This window comes from Hyphomonas pacifica, assembly GCF_000682675.1.
GTDB classification, from domain to species: domain Bacteria; phylum Pseudomonadota; class Alphaproteobacteria; order Caulobacterales; family Hyphomonadaceae; genus Hyphomonas; species Hyphomonas pacifica.
Map to the genome: position 1 here is coordinate 1 of NZ_AWFA01000016.1, position 15,486 is coordinate 15,486.

At 57.5% G+C, this 15,486-nt stretch carries 12 protein-coding genes; 7 read left to right on the plus strand and 5 right to left on the minus strand.

Annotation, left to right across the window (positions count from 1 at the left end; genetic code table 11):
• Window positions 1–245: 245 nt before the first annotated feature.
• A complete protein-coding gene (locus HY2_RS06695; protein WP_034825985.1) occupies window positions 246–1,568 on the plus strand; it encodes a tyrosine-type recombinase/integrase in 1,323 nt (440 codons plus the stop codon).
• Window positions 1,569–1,730: 162 nt separating this feature from the next.
• On the opposite strand, the gene HY2_RS06700 is transcribed toward HY2_RS06695, so the two are convergent.
• Complete coding sequence (locus HY2_RS06700) at window positions 1,731–2,564, minus strand: protein NO VEIN domain-containing protein (RefSeq protein ID WP_034825987.1); 834 nt, start codon at window positions 2,562–2,564, stop codon at window positions 1,731–1,733.
• A gap of 367 nt (window positions 2,565–2,931) precedes the next feature.
• On the opposite strand from HY2_RS06700, the gene HY2_RS06705 reads away from it, so the two are divergent.
• Genes HY2_RS06705 through HY2_RS06720 form a run of 4 tightly spaced genes read left to right on the plus strand, consistent with a single transcriptional unit; the run spans window position 2,932 to window position 9,925 of the window.
• The gene (locus HY2_RS06705) at window positions 2,932–3,984 is read left to right on the plus strand and encodes a DNA cytosine methyltransferase (protein ID WP_034825989.1); all 1,053 of its coding nucleotides are present in this window, start codon (window positions 2,932–2,934) and stop codon (window positions 3,982–3,984) included.
• A complete protein-coding gene (locus HY2_RS06710; protein WP_051594803.1) occupies window positions 3,981–5,114 on the plus strand; it encodes a sigma-70 family RNA polymerase sigma factor in 1,134 nt (377 codons plus the stop codon). Before HY2_RS06705 ends, HY2_RS06710 begins: the two co-directional genes overlap by 4 nt.
• Before the next feature lie 12 nt (window positions 5,115–5,126).
• Entirely contained in the window at window positions 5,127–8,207 is a 3,081-nt protein-coding gene (locus HY2_RS06715) for a helicase C-terminal domain-containing protein (protein ID WP_034825990.1), read from the plus strand.
• A complete protein-coding gene (locus HY2_RS06720) occupies window positions 8,204–9,925 on the plus strand; it encodes a hypothetical protein (RefSeq protein ID WP_112063305.1) in 1,722 nt (573 codons plus the stop codon). The genes HY2_RS06715 and HY2_RS06720 overlap by 4 nt, the downstream gene beginning before the upstream one ends.
• Here the strand turns inward: HY2_RS06720 and HY2_RS06725 are convergent.
• Both HY2_RS06725 and HY2_RS06730 read right to left on the minus strand, forming a co-directional pair.
• Window positions 9,911–11,500: an NERD domain-containing protein gene (locus HY2_RS06725; protein ID WP_034825991.1), complete on the minus strand. Its 1,590-nt coding sequence runs from the start codon at window positions 11,498–11,500 to the stop codon at window positions 9,911–9,913. The genes HY2_RS06720 and HY2_RS06725 overlap by 15 nt on opposite strands.
• A gap of 14 nt (window positions 11,501–11,514) precedes the next feature.
• Window positions 11,515–12,279: a hypothetical protein gene (locus HY2_RS06730; protein WP_034826058.1), complete on the minus strand. Its 765-nt coding sequence runs from the start codon at window positions 12,277–12,279 to the stop codon at window positions 11,515–11,517.
• Between the two features lie 127 nt (window positions 12,280–12,406).
• Between HY2_RS06730 and HY2_RS17850 the strand changes: the two genes are divergently transcribed.
• Together HY2_RS17850 and HY2_RS16730 are read left to right on the plus strand one after the other, a co-directional pair.
• Entirely contained in the window at window positions 12,407–12,760 is a 354-nt protein-coding gene (locus tag HY2_RS17850; protein WP_420809815.1) for a very short patch repair endonuclease, read from the plus strand.
• On the plus strand, window positions 12,757–13,518 hold the full coding sequence (locus HY2_RS16730) for an HNH endonuclease (protein ID WP_051594806.1): 762 nt from the start codon (window positions 12,757–12,759) through the stop codon (window positions 13,516–13,518). The genes HY2_RS17850 and HY2_RS16730 overlap by 4 nt, the downstream gene beginning before the upstream one ends.
• A 69-nt stretch (window positions 13,519–13,587) precedes the next feature.
• On the opposite strand, the gene HY2_RS06745 is transcribed toward HY2_RS16730, so the two are convergent.
• On the minus strand, window positions 13,588–14,817 hold the full coding sequence (locus HY2_RS06745) for a type II toxin-antitoxin system HipA family toxin (RefSeq protein WP_034825992.1): 1,230 nt from the start codon (window positions 14,815–14,817) through the stop codon (window positions 13,588–13,590).
• A complete protein-coding gene (locus HY2_RS06750; protein ID WP_051594807.1) occupies window positions 14,817–15,200 on the minus strand; it encodes a helix-turn-helix transcriptional regulator in 384 nt (127 codons plus the stop codon). Before HY2_RS06750 ends, HY2_RS06745 begins: the two co-directional genes overlap by 1 nt.
• Window positions 15,201–15,486 lie beyond the last annotated feature (286 nt).

A 15,486-nucleotide genomic window follows, 5' to 3' on the forward strand; every position in this document is an offset into this window, starting at 1 on the left:
AGTGCCTGCTTTTGCACAGGAATGGCGCACCCAAGAGGATTCGAACCTCTGACCTCTGCCTTCGGAGCTGGTCTAAGGGCCTATCCGAATTGCACGATAGGGCACGCCAGAGCACGATAACCAACTGAAATATATTGATTTTCAGTATCAGCTCTCCGAAGTCTCTATCCGAGAATACGCCTTGATTTCCGCTCGCGTGCTTGCGTGGTGCTTACTCGAAATCGGGGCTTCCGAGGGACGGGAGCATGACCAAACTGACCAAAAGGCTTGTAGAGGCTGTCGAGCCGCAGAGCAAAGGTCACGTCGTCTGGGACGACGAGCTGCCGGGCTTCGGTCTTCGCGTCTATCCCTCCGGCAAGCGCAGTTACATCGTCCAGTACCGCTCTCGTGGCCGTTCACGTCGCTACACGATCGGCCTTCATGGCGTCTGGACGCCCGAGACCGCGCGCCGCGAAGCCAAGGCCCTGCTTGGACAAGTTGCTCATGGCGGTGATCCTGCTGAAGAGCGCGAGGAAGACCGCAAGGCGCTAACCATCAAGCAGCTCTGCGAACAGTACATCGCCGACATGGAAGCTGGTCTCATCTTGGGGAAAGGCGGCCGCCCTAAGAAGGACACTACCATCGCCACCGATGTCGGCCGTATCCGCAGGCACATCATTCCCCTTCTCGGGACGCGACGTGTGCGGGACATCACTAAGCCAGACATGAATAACCTGATGAAGGACATCATCGCCGGCAAGACACGCGTGACCATGAAAACCGAAAAGCTCCGCGGGAAGGCCATCGTTCGCGGTGGCCGTGGCACGGCGATCCGGACCATGGGTCTGCTTGGCGGCGTCTTCTCCTACGCGGTCGAGGCCGGGGTGATCGAACACAATCCGACGCATGGTCTCCGCAAACCGAAATATCAGGTCCGCGACCGCCGGCTCAGCGAAGCTGAATACCGGGTTCTCGGCAGTATTCTCAGGGAGGCGCAGGAGAGCGATCGCTACAGGATACATGCCGAGATCCTCCGGCTTATCGCGGTAACGGGCTGCCGGCGCGGCGAAATCGTCAATCTCAAATGGAGCGAGGTAGACCTCGAAGGGAGCTGCTTGCGGTTGATCGACAGTAAGGAAGGTTCATCGGTGCGCCCGGTCGGGCTCCCCGTCGTGGAGTATCTGGAAAAGGAACGGCCGCAGAGAACGGGCACCTATGTCTTTCCCGGCCAGGGCATCGACAACGCGGTCGGCAACTTCCCGCAGAGTTGGAAGAAGCTGTTCAAGGACACGCCGCTCTGGGACGTGACGCCTCACGTGCTCCGGCACAGTTTCGCGAGCATCGCGAACGATCTGGGTTTCACCGAGATCACGATCGCCGCGCTGATCGGTCATGCCAAGGGATCAGTCACGAGCAAATACGTCCACACGCTCGATTCCACACTGATCATGGCTGCGGACACTGTGTCCGGCTACGTGAAGGCCTTGCTTGAAGGCGTCGAGTTCAGGCGAAACACCTACACGCTGGATCGTCAATCCCGGAAAAGCGCTATCGATCAAATGCTCACAGAATCCAGACCAGCAGTCTAGACGACGGGCTGTGTTAGGCACCTCAATTGCTCATCTTTCATCAGCACGCACCCGCCCAATTGGATGCCGCATTTGTCAAATACAACACAATTAACTGCCATATGTGGCATTTAGCAATAATCTTGGAGGCTCGGCGACTTCTCGCCAAGGATGGGATCGATCTCAATGGAAGCTGGCTTGAAATGTCATGGCGGTCAGCGACACGTGTGCATCTAGGGGCGGAAAGAGTTCGAACGCTTTCGGGTCACGCGAAAAGTTCCAAAGCCGGAAAAGACACCATTCAGCACGTCGTTCCTCAGCAACCGCCAGTTCATTACGTGAGATTTGAAAGGGGGTCCGCTCCCAACCGTTCGTGGTCTTCACCTCAATCAACCTCAACTTGCCGTCAGGCCTAAAGCTCGCAATGTCGTAGCCCGCTCCATCCCCTTCTATATCGGACACCCAGCGTACCTTACGCGCGAGATCGCGACGGCCTGCGCTCGTAAGGGTGATCCGCTCGTGCTCCAGAACACGTTCCTCGCCCGCTCGTCCGAGCGCGCGGTTTCGTTCGTCCCTGCCGGCGACGTCGAATTTACAGGCAATATGCAGCGTCTGCTCCAAATCCTTTGGCGTCGGCTGGTTCGACACCGTAGGTGGAGGACCAATCCAGAGTTGCGCATTCTCACGGAGCTGTTGCGTTGGAAGGGGATTCGGAGTTCTGGTGAGCCAGTCTGGATTTCGCACAAACCAACGAACTACGGCGTCGATCAGGGACAACTGAAAATGAAACGCCGGCTTGTAGCCGGGAATCCAATCTTCGCCGAGTCCCTTCAGCACCGCGCTGATGTTCTGGTGCTTGAATTCGACCGATTTCCGCGACCGTTCGATCCTCGTTCTCAGTTGCTGATTACGGTCGGACTTGCTGTAAGGACGACCGGCAATGTCGTCCGCAAGCATCGCGAAGTAATCCGCGACGATTAGGTCGTTCTCCATGTCGGACCAAGGTCCAGTGGACATTGGTCCAGGCTAGAGTAGTGAACTCATATTGTCATTGCAGGATATTCAATTAACAGAGGTCGTCTCCGGGCGTCTGACCACGAAGAAAGCGATTACCGGTGTGCGGTGGAGCCTATTTGGTCGTGGAAAACACAGCTGCCCAATGAAGTGCGGAATATGTGTGCCGACTGTGATGAGCGGGTTCCAGTGAACTAGTTTACTCCGGCGCGGCGGCGTTCGCATCAATGCTCTCTAGCGCCAGGAAGGGAAATTACTTTGAATAGACAGCGCGGCTTTGAAGTTTAAGTGTTTAAATGCGGCAATAAAAAATGAATCGCTAACGGTTCGATGTTGATCGTCGGACCAAACTGAAGCTAGGTTGACAACCATGGAGACACGGTCAGCCAAGGTCGTCGACCTCTTCTGTGGCGCGGGAGGGTTGACATACGGATTAGAGCTCGCGGGGCTCCACGTCGTCGAGGGCGTGGATATCGATCCTGCCTGTCAGTATCCATATGAAGCGAACACCCACGCGCGATACGTGCAGAAGAATGCGCGTGACTACCAAGCCGACGAACTGCGCAGGGCTTGGGGTGATGCCGAATATCGTGTGCTCGTGGGATGCGCACCTTGCCAGCCTTTCTCCACCTACACCCAAGGCCCGAGGGCGACCTACAAGACCAAGTGGGTACTTCTGAACAAGTTCGCCGATCTCGTCGTCGAAACCGAGCCCGACATCGTGTCGATGGAGAACGTCACACCTTTGGAGCGAACCCCGACTTTCAGAAAGTTCGTCAGGCGGCTGAGGCAGAACGGCTATCACGTTTCACACTCTATCTTGGACTGTCGTCAATACGGCGCCCCCCAAATGCGCAGACGATTGGTATTGCTGGCCTCCCGGCTCGGCCCTATTAGCGTCATTGATCCGACTCATCCCGCCCCTGAAGATTGGACCACCGTCAAAGATGCGATCAGTGCGTTGCCGCCAATTGACGCGGGAGCCGTAGACGCGAGTGATCCGTTGCACAAGTCAAGTCGCCTCTCGGAAATCAACCTTAGACGAATAAGAGCGTCGAATCCTGGCGGCACTTGGAAGGATTGGCCAGAAGATTTGGTCGCGAAGTGCCACCGCAAGGAAACGGGAAAGACCTATCCGGGGGTCTACGGGCGTATGGAATGGGAAAAGCCCTCTCCGACAATCACGGGGCAGTCGTTCGGTTTCGGCAACGGCCGTTTCGGTCATCCGGAACAAGATCGCGCGCTGTCGTTGCGTGAAGCCGCAATCCTCCAGACTTTCCCAACGAATTACTTATTCGTACAGCCGAATGAGACGCCATCCATGAAAACCGTGGGTAGAATGATCGGCAATGCGGTTCCGCCGATCCTCGGCAAGACGATCGGTCTCAGTGTGGCCCAACATTTAGCGGCATTTGGGAAATGACGCAGCCCGTCGACGAACGGGGGCGCATGTTCGAGCGGACGCTTGAGGACCTTCAAGACGACGCAGTTCGCAAGAAAGGCAAACTGAATCGGCTCGACGTCGACGCAATCTATCTGAAGCGAGGAATCTCTCCGGAAGAAGCGATCGCATTAGAGCGGGCGCTCGCTTCCGAAGGAGTCGAGATCGAGGATGGCGGAAACGACGCGGCGGAGACAATTGCCGAAACCTCTTCGTCGGATGCAGCGATGGCGCCGACTGCTCTCGACTACCTCGTTCGTATCTCTCGTAAAAATCCTCTGCTGTCCCGCGATGAGGAGATCGAGTGCGGCGACGCCATACGTCAAGCTGATCAACTGGCTCCCGAAGCCGACGATGAACTCTCTGCGCGCGTTCGAAAACGCAGCGAAGAAGCAAAAACCAAACTTGTTACCCGAAACGTACGCCTCGTTGTGAAAGTCGCTTTCGACAAGCGGTATAGAGGGCGGATGGACGCAGACGACCTGGTCCAGATGGGATTGATCGGTCTGATGAAGGCCGCAGACAAATTCGATCCGACTTGGGAAACACGGTTCTCGACTTACGCCACGTGGTGGGTTCGGCAAGCGATGTCACGTGGCCTGGCAGACCAAGGCACGACGGTGCGAGTCCCTGTCCATATGCGCCAGGCGATTTCCACTTATAGACGCACGCTGAGGATGCTCGTCGCGGAGAACGGTAAACCACCCTCAACCGACACTCTCGCTGAAAAGCTTGCTTGGACGCCGGAATATACCGCCAAAGTGGCAACTTTCTCGGAGCAGAGAACCATTTCTCTCGAAGCGCCAATTGGCGCTGACGATGACCTGACGTTGAAGGATGTCATCGCAGATAGCGCGCCGCAACCAGAAGAGACGGTCATTTCCGAAGACATGGCACGGCGGGTTCGATCCCTGCTTGATGGCTTGGAGGACAAACGTCTCGCGGACATCGTTTGCCGAAGGTTCGGATTTAATGGAGCCGAGGAGACGCTCCAAGAGATCGGTGATGACTATGGCATAACCCGCGAACGCATTCGACAACTGGAAGACAAAGCGATCCGTAAGCTCAAGCTTCGAGCGACGAAGGCGCGTCTGGAAGCATCGGGGTCCTAGGGGTGCATCGGCATGAGTGAATCAGAAAAATATGCCGCGGCAGAGAGATTTATCGGCTGGTTGTCGCGACGTGTGGAAGACGACGCAACCGGCGCGAATATGGCGACAATGGAATCACGACCGGAAGGACGTTTCTGGCTCGGTCGTCTCGCTCCAGAGCGCGAGATACACGACCACGATCTAGGAGAACGCGCTGAGCGATTGGAGCCGTGCGCGGTCGGCATGCGGGTACTTCCGAAGACGGCCGACGGTAAAGTCCGGGTATCTGGCCGCGCCGGCTTCGTGGTCTGGAGCCGTAGTGATGGAGAATGGCGAAAATCTCCGAGGATCGTGTCCGAGTTTTCGGTCGAAGTCGACTTGTTCAAAACACGCCTTGAACGTCTAAGGGACGCCTTCACCGCTTCACTCGAAGAACATGAAACTTCACCAGCCATCTCGGCAGCCATCGACATCGAGATCGGTCGATTGCGAGATGGTCGACACGACATGTCGATCACGTTGGTCAACACGTCCGATCCAGATCACGAGGATGCCGCTGCGAATTCCAGGGGCCGTATCTTCGAATGCAGTCTGGAACTGAAAGGGCTCGATACCGACGACTTCCTCTTGGAGAGTCTGCCGGATAGCTTTCGCTACGATCGGCGTGTTTCTGCTTGGGGCATAAATGCAGGTGTGACTGAGACGTCGGATGGTTTCAGAACGACCGACATGCCAATTGCCCAGAAAAGACGACCGAAATATTGGAACGTCGATGGAGGACAGCCCGATCTGAGTTTCGAGACGCTTTCGACCGATCCGATTCCCCCGCTGGAAGCGCTCGTAGCAGCGCACGCGGGGTGGGGCGAAGAGGCTTGGCGAATCGACCGATTGGTCGATTCTATGCGGGACGCCCACGAATCTACCGGCGATCGAACAGACGAACTGAAAGCCGAGAAAGAACTATTCGTGGCGGAGGCCAGACGACTTCGCGCGGGCGTAGATGCGCTCAAGGCTGACGAGGTCCTGATGCGAGCGTTCAAAATGATGAACGAGGCGATGATCATTTCCGCGCGTGGACGCTATGAGGGATGGCGGCCGTTTCAGATAGGATTTCTCCTCGCCAACATCGCCAGTTGCCGCAGGGAAGATTCGGGGGTCGTCGACATCGTCTGGTTCGCGACAGGCGGCGGGAAAACGGAAACCTACCTCGGCCTAATCCTAACGGCGGCCTTTCTCGACCGCATGCGCGGCAAGGTGACCGGCGTGACGGCCTGGTCCAGATTTCCACTGAGACTTCTATCGCTTCAACAGACACAGCGCTTCGCAAACGCGCTCGCCGCTGCGGAGATCGTCCGCCGGCGACACGAGTTACCCGGTGACTCCTTCGGACTTGGTTTTTTGGTAGGAGACGGCTCGACGCCAAACAAAATTAGCGACGAGCGTTCACCGGCAAAGAGAGGGCGATGGGATCCCGACGACCTTTCGATGCCGGACAAGCTTCGGATGCTGAAGGTCTGTCCATTTTGTCGGGCAGACAGTATCGAAATGCGTTTTCGCCGCTCCTTTTGGCGCCTCGAACATCGCTGCACGAACGACCAATGCGAATGGGGACCTGAAGCACCTCTACCGATACACGTCGTGGATACGGAAGTGTGGCGAAACCTCCCGACCGTTATTGTTGGAACGCTCGACAAGGCGGCGGGTATTGCGATGCAAGCCAACATGAAGGGCATGATAGGTGCCCCGTCGGGCTTTTGCCCGGAGGAACACCACGGACATACCTATGCTCCGCGCTCAGGGCGGCCGAACGGATGCCTCGTACCGGACTGCAACGCACCTCGCGGCGCCCTTCCGCAGTCTGAGGCGCTTTATGGTATGACGTATCGCCTTCAGGACGAGCTGCACCTTTTGCGCGATAGTCTCGGGGCAGTAGATGCGCATTACGAAGCGCTATTGGATCACCTGCAATTCGCGCTGTGTGGTGCGCCCCCCAAGGTTCTGGCTTCTTCGGCGACGCTCACCGGGTATCAGAGACAAAGCGACGTTCTCTATCATCGGCGGGCACGAGTTTTTCCGCATCCCGAACCGCGAATCGGCAATGGATTTTGGGCCGGTGACACAGCCGCGACGATGCGCCGATATCTCGCCGTTGCCCCCCGGGGGCAGACGATCGAGTACGCGCTCGACCGAATGGTCGTGTCTTTGCAGGGCGTAATGCGTGAGGTCGCAGAGCGTCCGGAAGAGGTCTCTCAAGCTACGGGAATAGATCCTGAACTGATGCCGTTTCTGCTAGATACGTATGGCACCGACGTCATTTACGGCAATACTCTGCGGGACCTGGATGCGGTCGTTCGTTCGGCCGCGACCCAATGGGGTGACATCCCTCTACCCCGTCCAAATATAGCGTCTTTGACGGGCAGGACGCAGTTCGAAGAAGTGGCGTCCACCTTGGAACGCTTAGAAGAGCCGGAGGAGAACTTCGGAGATCGCCTGCATGTCGTTGCCGCCTCATCAATGATGTCACATGGCGTCGACGTCGATCGATTGAACGTCATGGTTATGCTTGGCTTGCCGCTGACGACGGCGGAGTTCATTCAAGCGACAGCCCGTGTCGGACGGCGCTGGCCAGCGCTCGCTTTCGTCGTTCATAAGATCGGGCGGGAGCGGGATGCGAGCATCTATCGCGCTTTTCCGAAATACGTCACCCAAGGTGACCGCTTCGTCGAGCCGATTCCAATAACGGGACGGAGCCGACGAGTCCTTGAGCGCACAATACCAGGCTTGGCGTTTGCCCGCGTTCTAATGCTCCACGAGCATCTAGCGGATCGAACCGTTTGGAAAGCGTACGGGCTCAAAGAATATATCGAAAAGACGCCGGGCTTCGCGATGAACGAAGCAAAGGCAATCTGCGATCTGCTAGGTTACGACGACGCCGCGAGCGCCGCTTTGAAGCACGAAGTGGAGAGCTGGTACGAGACCTGGGTTCGGCGCGTCTCCGATCCAGCGAACGCGGAAGAATGGGCGAATGCCCTTGGGCTGCCCACTGGTGCACCTATGCGGTCTCTAAGGGACGTCGCTGATCAGATCGACGTTTGGGGAAGAGATCCGACATGAAGGACACACGTAGCGCCTCACAGATCCTTTTCGGCTTTCTGCCTGAGCAGACCGTCGACATGAAGGGCGGCATATGGAAAGTGCAACGGTGGCATACCCAAGCAGTACATGACGTCGACGAGGACGCCTTGCGCTCCGCCTTGATCTCCAATGCCGGCGCTTGGGAAGCGACAGGACGGGATGGAGATTTCGTCCGGCATCTGCGCGGGTCCGGGCGTATCAGGGTCGAGGCACTTGATCGCGAAAAGGGCGTGATCGTCGAATCTTTTCCCAAGACTTGGAAATGCGACAACTGCAACAGACTGCACGACGCGCCGAACAGGCGCTGCAAATGCGGCAACGCACGTCACGGTCAGCTCCCTTTCGTACTGTATCACGACGCATGCGGTGCGGTCCGCGAGCCGTTCTACCCACGCTGCCCGACCCACGGTGAGGCCCGTATCCATTTACCGGGCACGACCAGCCTGTACGAAATCCGAATCGACTGTCCCGAATGCAACCGCCGGCTTCAGGCAACCTTTCTCAATGCGACGTGCCGATGCGGCGAACAGGGGCGAAATGGCGATCGCATGGACTTCAACGTTCATCGTGGCGCGACCGTCTATACACCGCGCGGAATCGTGATCGTGAATCCGCCTTCCAAAGCTCAAGCGCGACGTCTTACGCAGGCAGGGGGACCCGGCACCGCCGCGATATGGCTAGCAGACGGTCTTAATGCGCCTTGGGTCGACGGCATGCAAGGTGGCCGTGCGGCAGGGCTCAGGCGGACTCTTGCGGAAAGTGGATTGGACGAAGACACGATTGAGCGCATGGTCGCTCAGTCCGGGCTTCATGAAGAAATTGCGGCACCCCTAACGGGACCGACACGTGTCATTGAGCGCGTCGAAGCGGACGCTGCGTCCATTGCGATGGCCGTCTCCGAGACACGGCAGACACTTTCCGACCTGGGTGAACATGCTACTGGAACCATGGCGGACCTCTACGCTGATGAGTATCCTCATGCGCTCGACGTCGCCGGAATTGAAAGGGTCGATCTGGTCGAACGGTTTCCGGTCCTCACCGGCCAGTACGGTTTCAGCAGAGGCGATCATGAACCCGGTGCGTCACGGCTGCGTGCCTTTACAGCGCGGGATGGCGGGTACGTCGTGTACGGAGATGTCGCCGCGACGGAAGCTCTACTGATCCGCCTCAAGCCCACAGCAGTAGCGAACTGGCTAGCCCACAACGGATTCGACGTCGAACTGAATGAAACGCCGCGGACCGCCTACGAGAACATCTTGCGCGCAATGGGTCCGGACCCCGACACATCGGAAATTTATGCCGCGGTCGAAACGCTCGTTCACAGCTACTCACACCGAATGGTCAGGCAATCGTCCTTCTATGCCGGCATTGACCGAAATGCGTTGTCTGAGCTTCTTTTTCCAGCGGCGTTGGCTTTCGTGACGTTCGCGACGCCACGAGGCGATTTCGTGCTGGGTGGACTACAGGCGATGTTCGAGTATGATCTTCATACAGTCCTCGACCGGGTAGTATTCGATGAAACCAGATGTGCCCTCGATCCAGGATGCGCTTCAAACCCATCCGGCGCGGCCTGTGCGGTTTGTCTCCATTTAGGCGAGCCATCGTGCCGAATGTTCAACACTCGGCTCGACCGTAAGACGCTTTTCGGTGAAGCGGGATATTTTAAGGTAGTGGCCGACGGGTCAACTCCAACCTAACCCCTTTTTACGGGCTGGCGGACCGATGACCTGCAGATATGTCGAGGCGCGACTAAAGCCCACATAGGCCTCAATATCCGGCTCGCAGCCACCCCCCTCCAGTATGAGAACAACAGCGGGCGCTTCGAGGCCCTTGAATCGCGCAATAGTCTCAACGACGATACCGCCGCTGCCATATGCTCCGAAGATCTCGTCGCCGACCGACATCTCTCTCAGTTGCCGAGCAGTGTCGTGGTGTTCGCAAATGACGCAGATCTCCGATGACGAAAATCCTTCGGCCAACAATCGCTCGACGGCTCTCGCCGCTACGCTTGTAGCGCGATCTGCGCGTGTAATCTCTGTCCATTTCGTATCGGGCCCCTGAGCGCCACGAGTCACCTCCATACGCTTGACGATCGGATCTAATCGACGTGCGATCTGATCGGTGTTTCGACAGTTCACCGACAGTTCGTAGACTGGCCAGTCCGCTTCTGGTGTCCAGTTTCTTGGCCAGAGCGTCTGATTTTCGTCCGCGAATATGTAGAATGGCGTGTCGGCCCCATGTGCCCCCGCCACTTCGATAGCGTCGATCCACTCTCTAGCGAAATCTTGTCCCTCGTCGATGACTATGGCGTCAAACGCATTTCCGTTCGTCGCAAGCGCTTCGACCAGACACTCGGCGGCTTTTCGCTCCCACCATTCGCGATCTGGATTCGCGGAAAAAGGAATGCCAGCTTTTCTCATTTCGTCGATGCACAGTCCATGAAACGTGGCTACGGTTGCCAAGCGCAGGCGCGGATCCTTCTTCAGGCGAGAGGCAAGAAGCTTATTGTAGCAAAGAACCAGAACGTTTCCGTTCTGCTCTTCGAATTCGGCAGCCTTCTCCATGGCCAAGATAGTTTTTCCGGTACCAGCCCCACCGAAAACGACGGCACGCCTGTTTCGCCTCATGCCGGCGAAAGCGCGGATTTGTTCCTGGGTTAGATCGACAAGCGTCCTGTGCGCATCGAAAGCCTCATCGGCAAGGGTGCGACGTGCAGACGTCTTTGGTGCGAGCGCCGAGATGATGAGGCCGATGTCCTTGGATGACAAGTTTGCTGCCAAACCCCAAGTCCGCAGGATTTCGGTCAGCTTGTCATCCATTCCGACGAAGTCACGTGGTGTGACGGTTATCTCTGGCGGAGCGTGCGGTCCCAGTGCGGCTAGATTCGAATAATCCGGAAAGAGCACGCAATGGCAGGTCGGCAATTTCAAGCCGTGCTGCTTGTCGAACCATTTGTGCAATGCCGATTTCGATGCCGTGGCTTGTCGATAGGGATCCTTGATCTCGAACTCGCCGTGTTTCCCTGTCGACCTCCAACATCCAGACTCGATGGCTATACCACCTCCCTTGACTTCGACGACCACTGCACCGTGTCGAGCATGAACCAGCACGAAATCCGCTTCACCGTCACCGACACGGCGCCCGCGGACACCGATCCAAGCGACCGAGTGGAAAATGTGCCATTCGTCGTTCAGCGTCGCCAGAGCATCGAATGCTTTGAGTTCGGACGGTTCGTCACGGCCTGCTATAGGTCTTGAATGTACGGTCGCCACAACTCCGCTCCTTCTCACGGATCCCAACGGGTTTCCGTTGCGAGATAGTCCCAAATGACCGTTCGCACCGAGATGCCGGCCGACCAGTCCACCGCATAGCGGTAGTGGCCGCGCTCCACCTCGACCCAGCCCCCCGCCATACCAACGCCCTCAAGAATTCTCACCATCATGCGACTTCCAACTTCAGGCCAAAGATCCAAACCACCACCGCCGCCATTTTCGAACGTCGCACGCTCGTCATCCGACATAGACTGGAGCGGCTGAAACGAAATTGAGGATGGTTCCTCCAGCAGCGGCTCTCCGATCTCGTGATAAGCGTGACCACGAGCGTTCTTGACTACGACCTTGCTGACGCGATCGGGATCGGGATATAGCGTGAAGGGTTGCAAACCATCGAACAGGAACATCTGGCCATCTGGTCGGGCCTTGAGTGATCGGACGATGTCGCGATTGCTACGCAGGACGTTTGCGGCTTCCGGATGAGTGTCCGGATCGGGATAAAGCGATCCTGCAAGGACCGCGTGCAAAACGCACAAGACGTAAGTTTCATCTCTTGAGAAGCCTGCATTGCAGGCCTTACATACCAATACTTGCGGAAGATAGCCGTCGGGCAAGCCCCGACCACGATCATAAGCCGCACCAGCTTCTCGCAAGCGCTTAGAAAGAAACGACTTCGTGGGGACGTGGTCGCGATTCGCGTTCACGTTTGCGATTGCAGCACCGCAATGTATGCACCATGATTTCAGGCGTTCATCGCTATAGTCTTCTACATAGAACATCACACGAGGCCACGAATAAGGTTCAAAAATGAGTATGTCCGATGAAATCACTGAATTAAAGGAGGAGATAGACCCTGTTCGATCCAAGATAATGGCTTCCGTCGCGCAAAGAGGAACGAAACCCGAAATGTTCGTCCGCCGACTCTGTCATGCGCTCGGCTACAGGTATCGTCTGCATGTCAAGGCACTTCCTGGATCGCCCGATCTCGTGTTCCCATGTCGAAAGAAAGTGATTTTCGTACATGGGTGCTTCTGGCACCGGCATCCGGGTTGTTCGCGCACCACTACGCCGAAGACCAGAACCCCGTTCTGGAAGGCGAAATTCGATGAGAACGTCCGCCGGGACGCACGGCAACTCACAGAGCTCACAACACTAGGATGGGAAAGTTGCATCGTCTGGGAATGCGAGACGAGGAATCCCATCATCCTGCGGCAAAAGCTGAGTGACTATCTCGAAATGTCCGGGCCGGTGCACGAATGAGACGATCAGGTTATTTCGAAGCCCTCGGATTGACCCCCTATTGGTTCGCACATGTGGTTTCCAACGTCGTCGATGACCCGCAGGCCTATCTTCGAGAGTTGCATGACATCTTTGCCGAGAACGAGAGTGCCAACGCACTATGCAACGCATTCCCGAGATGGTCGAATCTTCACTACTTCATTGCCGAAATCTTCGAGAGCATCATTCACGAACCGACTGACGAAGGTTCGGCAACTTTTCGTGCGTTTCTCGAACTGGTGAATGCACCTAAGGATTGGTTCGAGGACATCGCTGAAGAAGGTCCCGGTGAGATCGTCCTGACGGAATTGTATGAAAATGGGCGCAACCGACTCGTAGAGGAGGTGTTCCACATCGTCTTTCGTGACGTCAGCCTCTTGGCGCGCTTCAACGCAATCGTTGCGTATTACATCTGCGATTTCGGTGAAGACGTAGGAAATGGAGACGAAAGGTTCACCAACAAAGGGACGCTTCGCCGTGTGGCGATACCGAGCTACGTCCGTGATGCCATCTATTTTCGTGACGGGGGTGAATGTCGCAGTTGCAAAAAATCTATCGACCGCGTCCTGTCTCCCGAAGCACGAGAGCGCTACGACCATATAGTTCCCCTCGCACAGGGCGGTGCGAACGACATTACCAATATCCAACTCTTGTGCGAGGCCTGCAACGCCGCCAAGAGCTCCCGGCTTGATCCTGTTTCGACTCTCTACCCTCGTCTCTATCAGCTCTCGCACCCATGACTACCAAGCGCAGATAGAATATGGCATTCGCTGCGTGTTTAATGAGTTTCTTGGGTGGTAGCCGACAATCTAAGCCTTCAGCTGTAGTGCCCTCAGCGTTTCCGTATGCTCAAAGGCGTCGGCAAAAGTTTCCAAGTCGCCCGGAGAGGCACCTTCATCGCGCAAGGCTTGCTTCCAGTTGCTCGCGATCGACTGTGCCATCTGAAATGCCTGCTGCCTGGCATCGGTCGGCGTAAGGTCGAAAAACTCGCATGCCTCCAGCGCGATATCGAGCGACGCGTCGAACGACCCGCCCTGCATGATACCGGTCTCCAGCACCCTGTGTCGTGACGGCGAGGGGTTGATGTCGAAGGCCGGTGACAGCCGCCACCGATCCCCGCCGGCATAGATGAAGCCGTGGTTCTTCAGATGATCGTCCTTGTTGGAGACGAGAATCGTGAAGACGATCCGCCGCCAGAGTTCATGTAAATCGTCGACCGGCTTGCTCGAAATCTGGCGGATCACGTCGGCGATGTCCGTGTAGAACCCGCCTTCGTCGCTGTCCCAGTCGAGCGCGGTACGCGCCGAAATAAATGGGATCCGCGTGTTGCCGCGGCGATCGAACCGTCGGATCAACGCGATCGGGCTGTCGCTGTCGCGCATCTCGAGTTTTGCTTCGGCGACCCGTAAGCCGCATTTGGCCGCCAGCTTGAGCGTCGCAACCTCGACAAGTTCGACCGGCTTGGTGTCCTGGGCTGATGTGAACTTGGCGATCCACAGATGCCCGTCGCCCTCGACGTTGGCCTTCGGGCGGGCGCCGCCGAGCGATCCGGCGACACCGGCTAGATCACGCGCTTCTTCCTCTGCGCCGCCGGGGTCGCGCTCGAAGCGGTGCGCGAGCGCCCGCAGGCGGTCCAGCTCGACCAGCCGCGGGATTGGCGGCGTCAGGTCGGACAACGGCTCCATGTCGTCCCCGAGAAACCGCAACGCGCCCTGCCGGGTGCGATCGTCCGACAGCACCAGATAGTCGAACTCGCTGAGACCGCCGCCCAGGGCCTTGGTCATCAGTGCACGTCCCCAGGAATCCGGCGCGGCATCGGAAAAACATCCGGGCAGCGCCGAACGGCGATCGCCGCGGCCTGCGCTGAAATGGCCGCCCTCACGCAGAGGCAGGCCAGGAGAAAGCGCGAAGCGGTCGGGCGCCGCCAGCCACTCGGCTGCATACTCAAATTGCGAATGCTGTCGCCGGCCGTCGGTCTCGAACCGCAACCGCCCGACAACCCGCTTGCCTTCGCCAAGGGCGACGATCGCTTCGGGCATCAGAAACCGACCCCTTCATCATCGTCGCCGTCCGGAAGAGCGGTTTTTTCCTTGCCCGATCCAGCGGGCTTGGCCCCTCGCTTCCGGTCAATCCGCTTAGGCAACGCCTCCCTGTCAAGCAGCAGTCCGGTATCGTCGGAGCCCGGATCGAGGAACTCCGAAATCCGATCGATCTCGCCGAGCACCAGGCAGGCCATGGCCAGCGTGCCGATGCTGACGCCGTCGTCTCCCTTTTCCAGTCGGATGACGGTTCTCTCGGACACACCGATCCGTTCGGCGAATCCCTTCACGGAGATCCGACGCTTCAAACGAGCCGTCTTGATGTTTGCTCCCAGCGCCTCCAAGGCTCGACGCGCATTAAGAGAGCTTACCTTAACTGCCATATTCGGCCGCCAATTCCACATAAACTGCCATATATGGCGTTTAGCATATCTGTGGTGGCGCTGCAATGCATGGTCAGTGGCACGCCCGGCGCCTTATACGGAGAGACTCTTGTCCGAAATCTGTAGGCAGATTTCGGACGGGCTTCGGCTTCGGCAGGCATGCCCGCATCTTGAGATCGGCCGGCCGCGGAAATTCCTGTGCCGTGAGGAGCTCGCAGGTTCCTCCGCGCCTGGACCACGACGGCACAATGATACAAACCCTCACACTTCAGCATTCAGACTGTGA

Coding starts and splice junctions, on each gene's coding strand:
- HY2_RS06695 (WP_034825985.1), top strand. CDS start 246: ATGACCAAACTGACCAAAAGGCTTGTAGAGGCTGTCGAGCCGCAGAGC.
- HY2_RS06700 (WP_034825987.1), bottom strand. CDS start 2,564: ATGTCCACTGGACCTTGGTCCGACATGGAGAACGACCTAATCGTCGCG.
- HY2_RS06705 (WP_034825989.1), top strand. CDS start 2,932: ATGGAGACACGGTCAGCCAAGGTCGTCGACCTCTTCTGTGGCGCGGGA.
- HY2_RS06710 (WP_051594803.1), top strand. CDS start 3,981: ATGACGCAGCCCGTCGACGAACGGGGGCGCATGTTCGAGCGGACGCTT.
- HY2_RS06715 (WP_034825990.1), top strand. CDS start 5,127: ATGAGTGAATCAGAAAAATATGCCGCGGCAGAGAGATTTATCGGCTGG.
- HY2_RS06720 (WP_112063305.1), top strand. CDS start 8,204: ATGAAGGACACACGTAGCGCCTCACAGATCCTTTTCGGCTTTCTGCCT.
- HY2_RS06730 (WP_034826058.1), bottom strand. CDS start 12,279: ATGTTCTATGTAGAAGACTATAGCGATGAACGCCTGAAATCATGGTGC.
- HY2_RS17850 (WP_420809815.1), top strand. CDS start 12,407: ATGTTCGTCCGCCGACTCTGTCATGCGCTCGGCTACAGGTATCGTCTG.
- HY2_RS16730 (WP_051594806.1), top strand. CDS start 12,757: ATGAGACGATCAGGTTATTTCGAAGCCCTCGGATTGACCCCCTATTGG.
- HY2_RS06745 (WP_034825992.1), bottom strand. CDS start 14,817: ATGCCCGAAGCGATCGTCGCCCTTGGCGAAGGCAAGCGGGTTGTCGGG.
- HY2_RS06750 (WP_051594807.1), bottom strand. CDS start 15,200: ATGGCAGTTAAGGTAAGCTCTCTTAATGCGCGTCGAGCCTTGGAGGCG.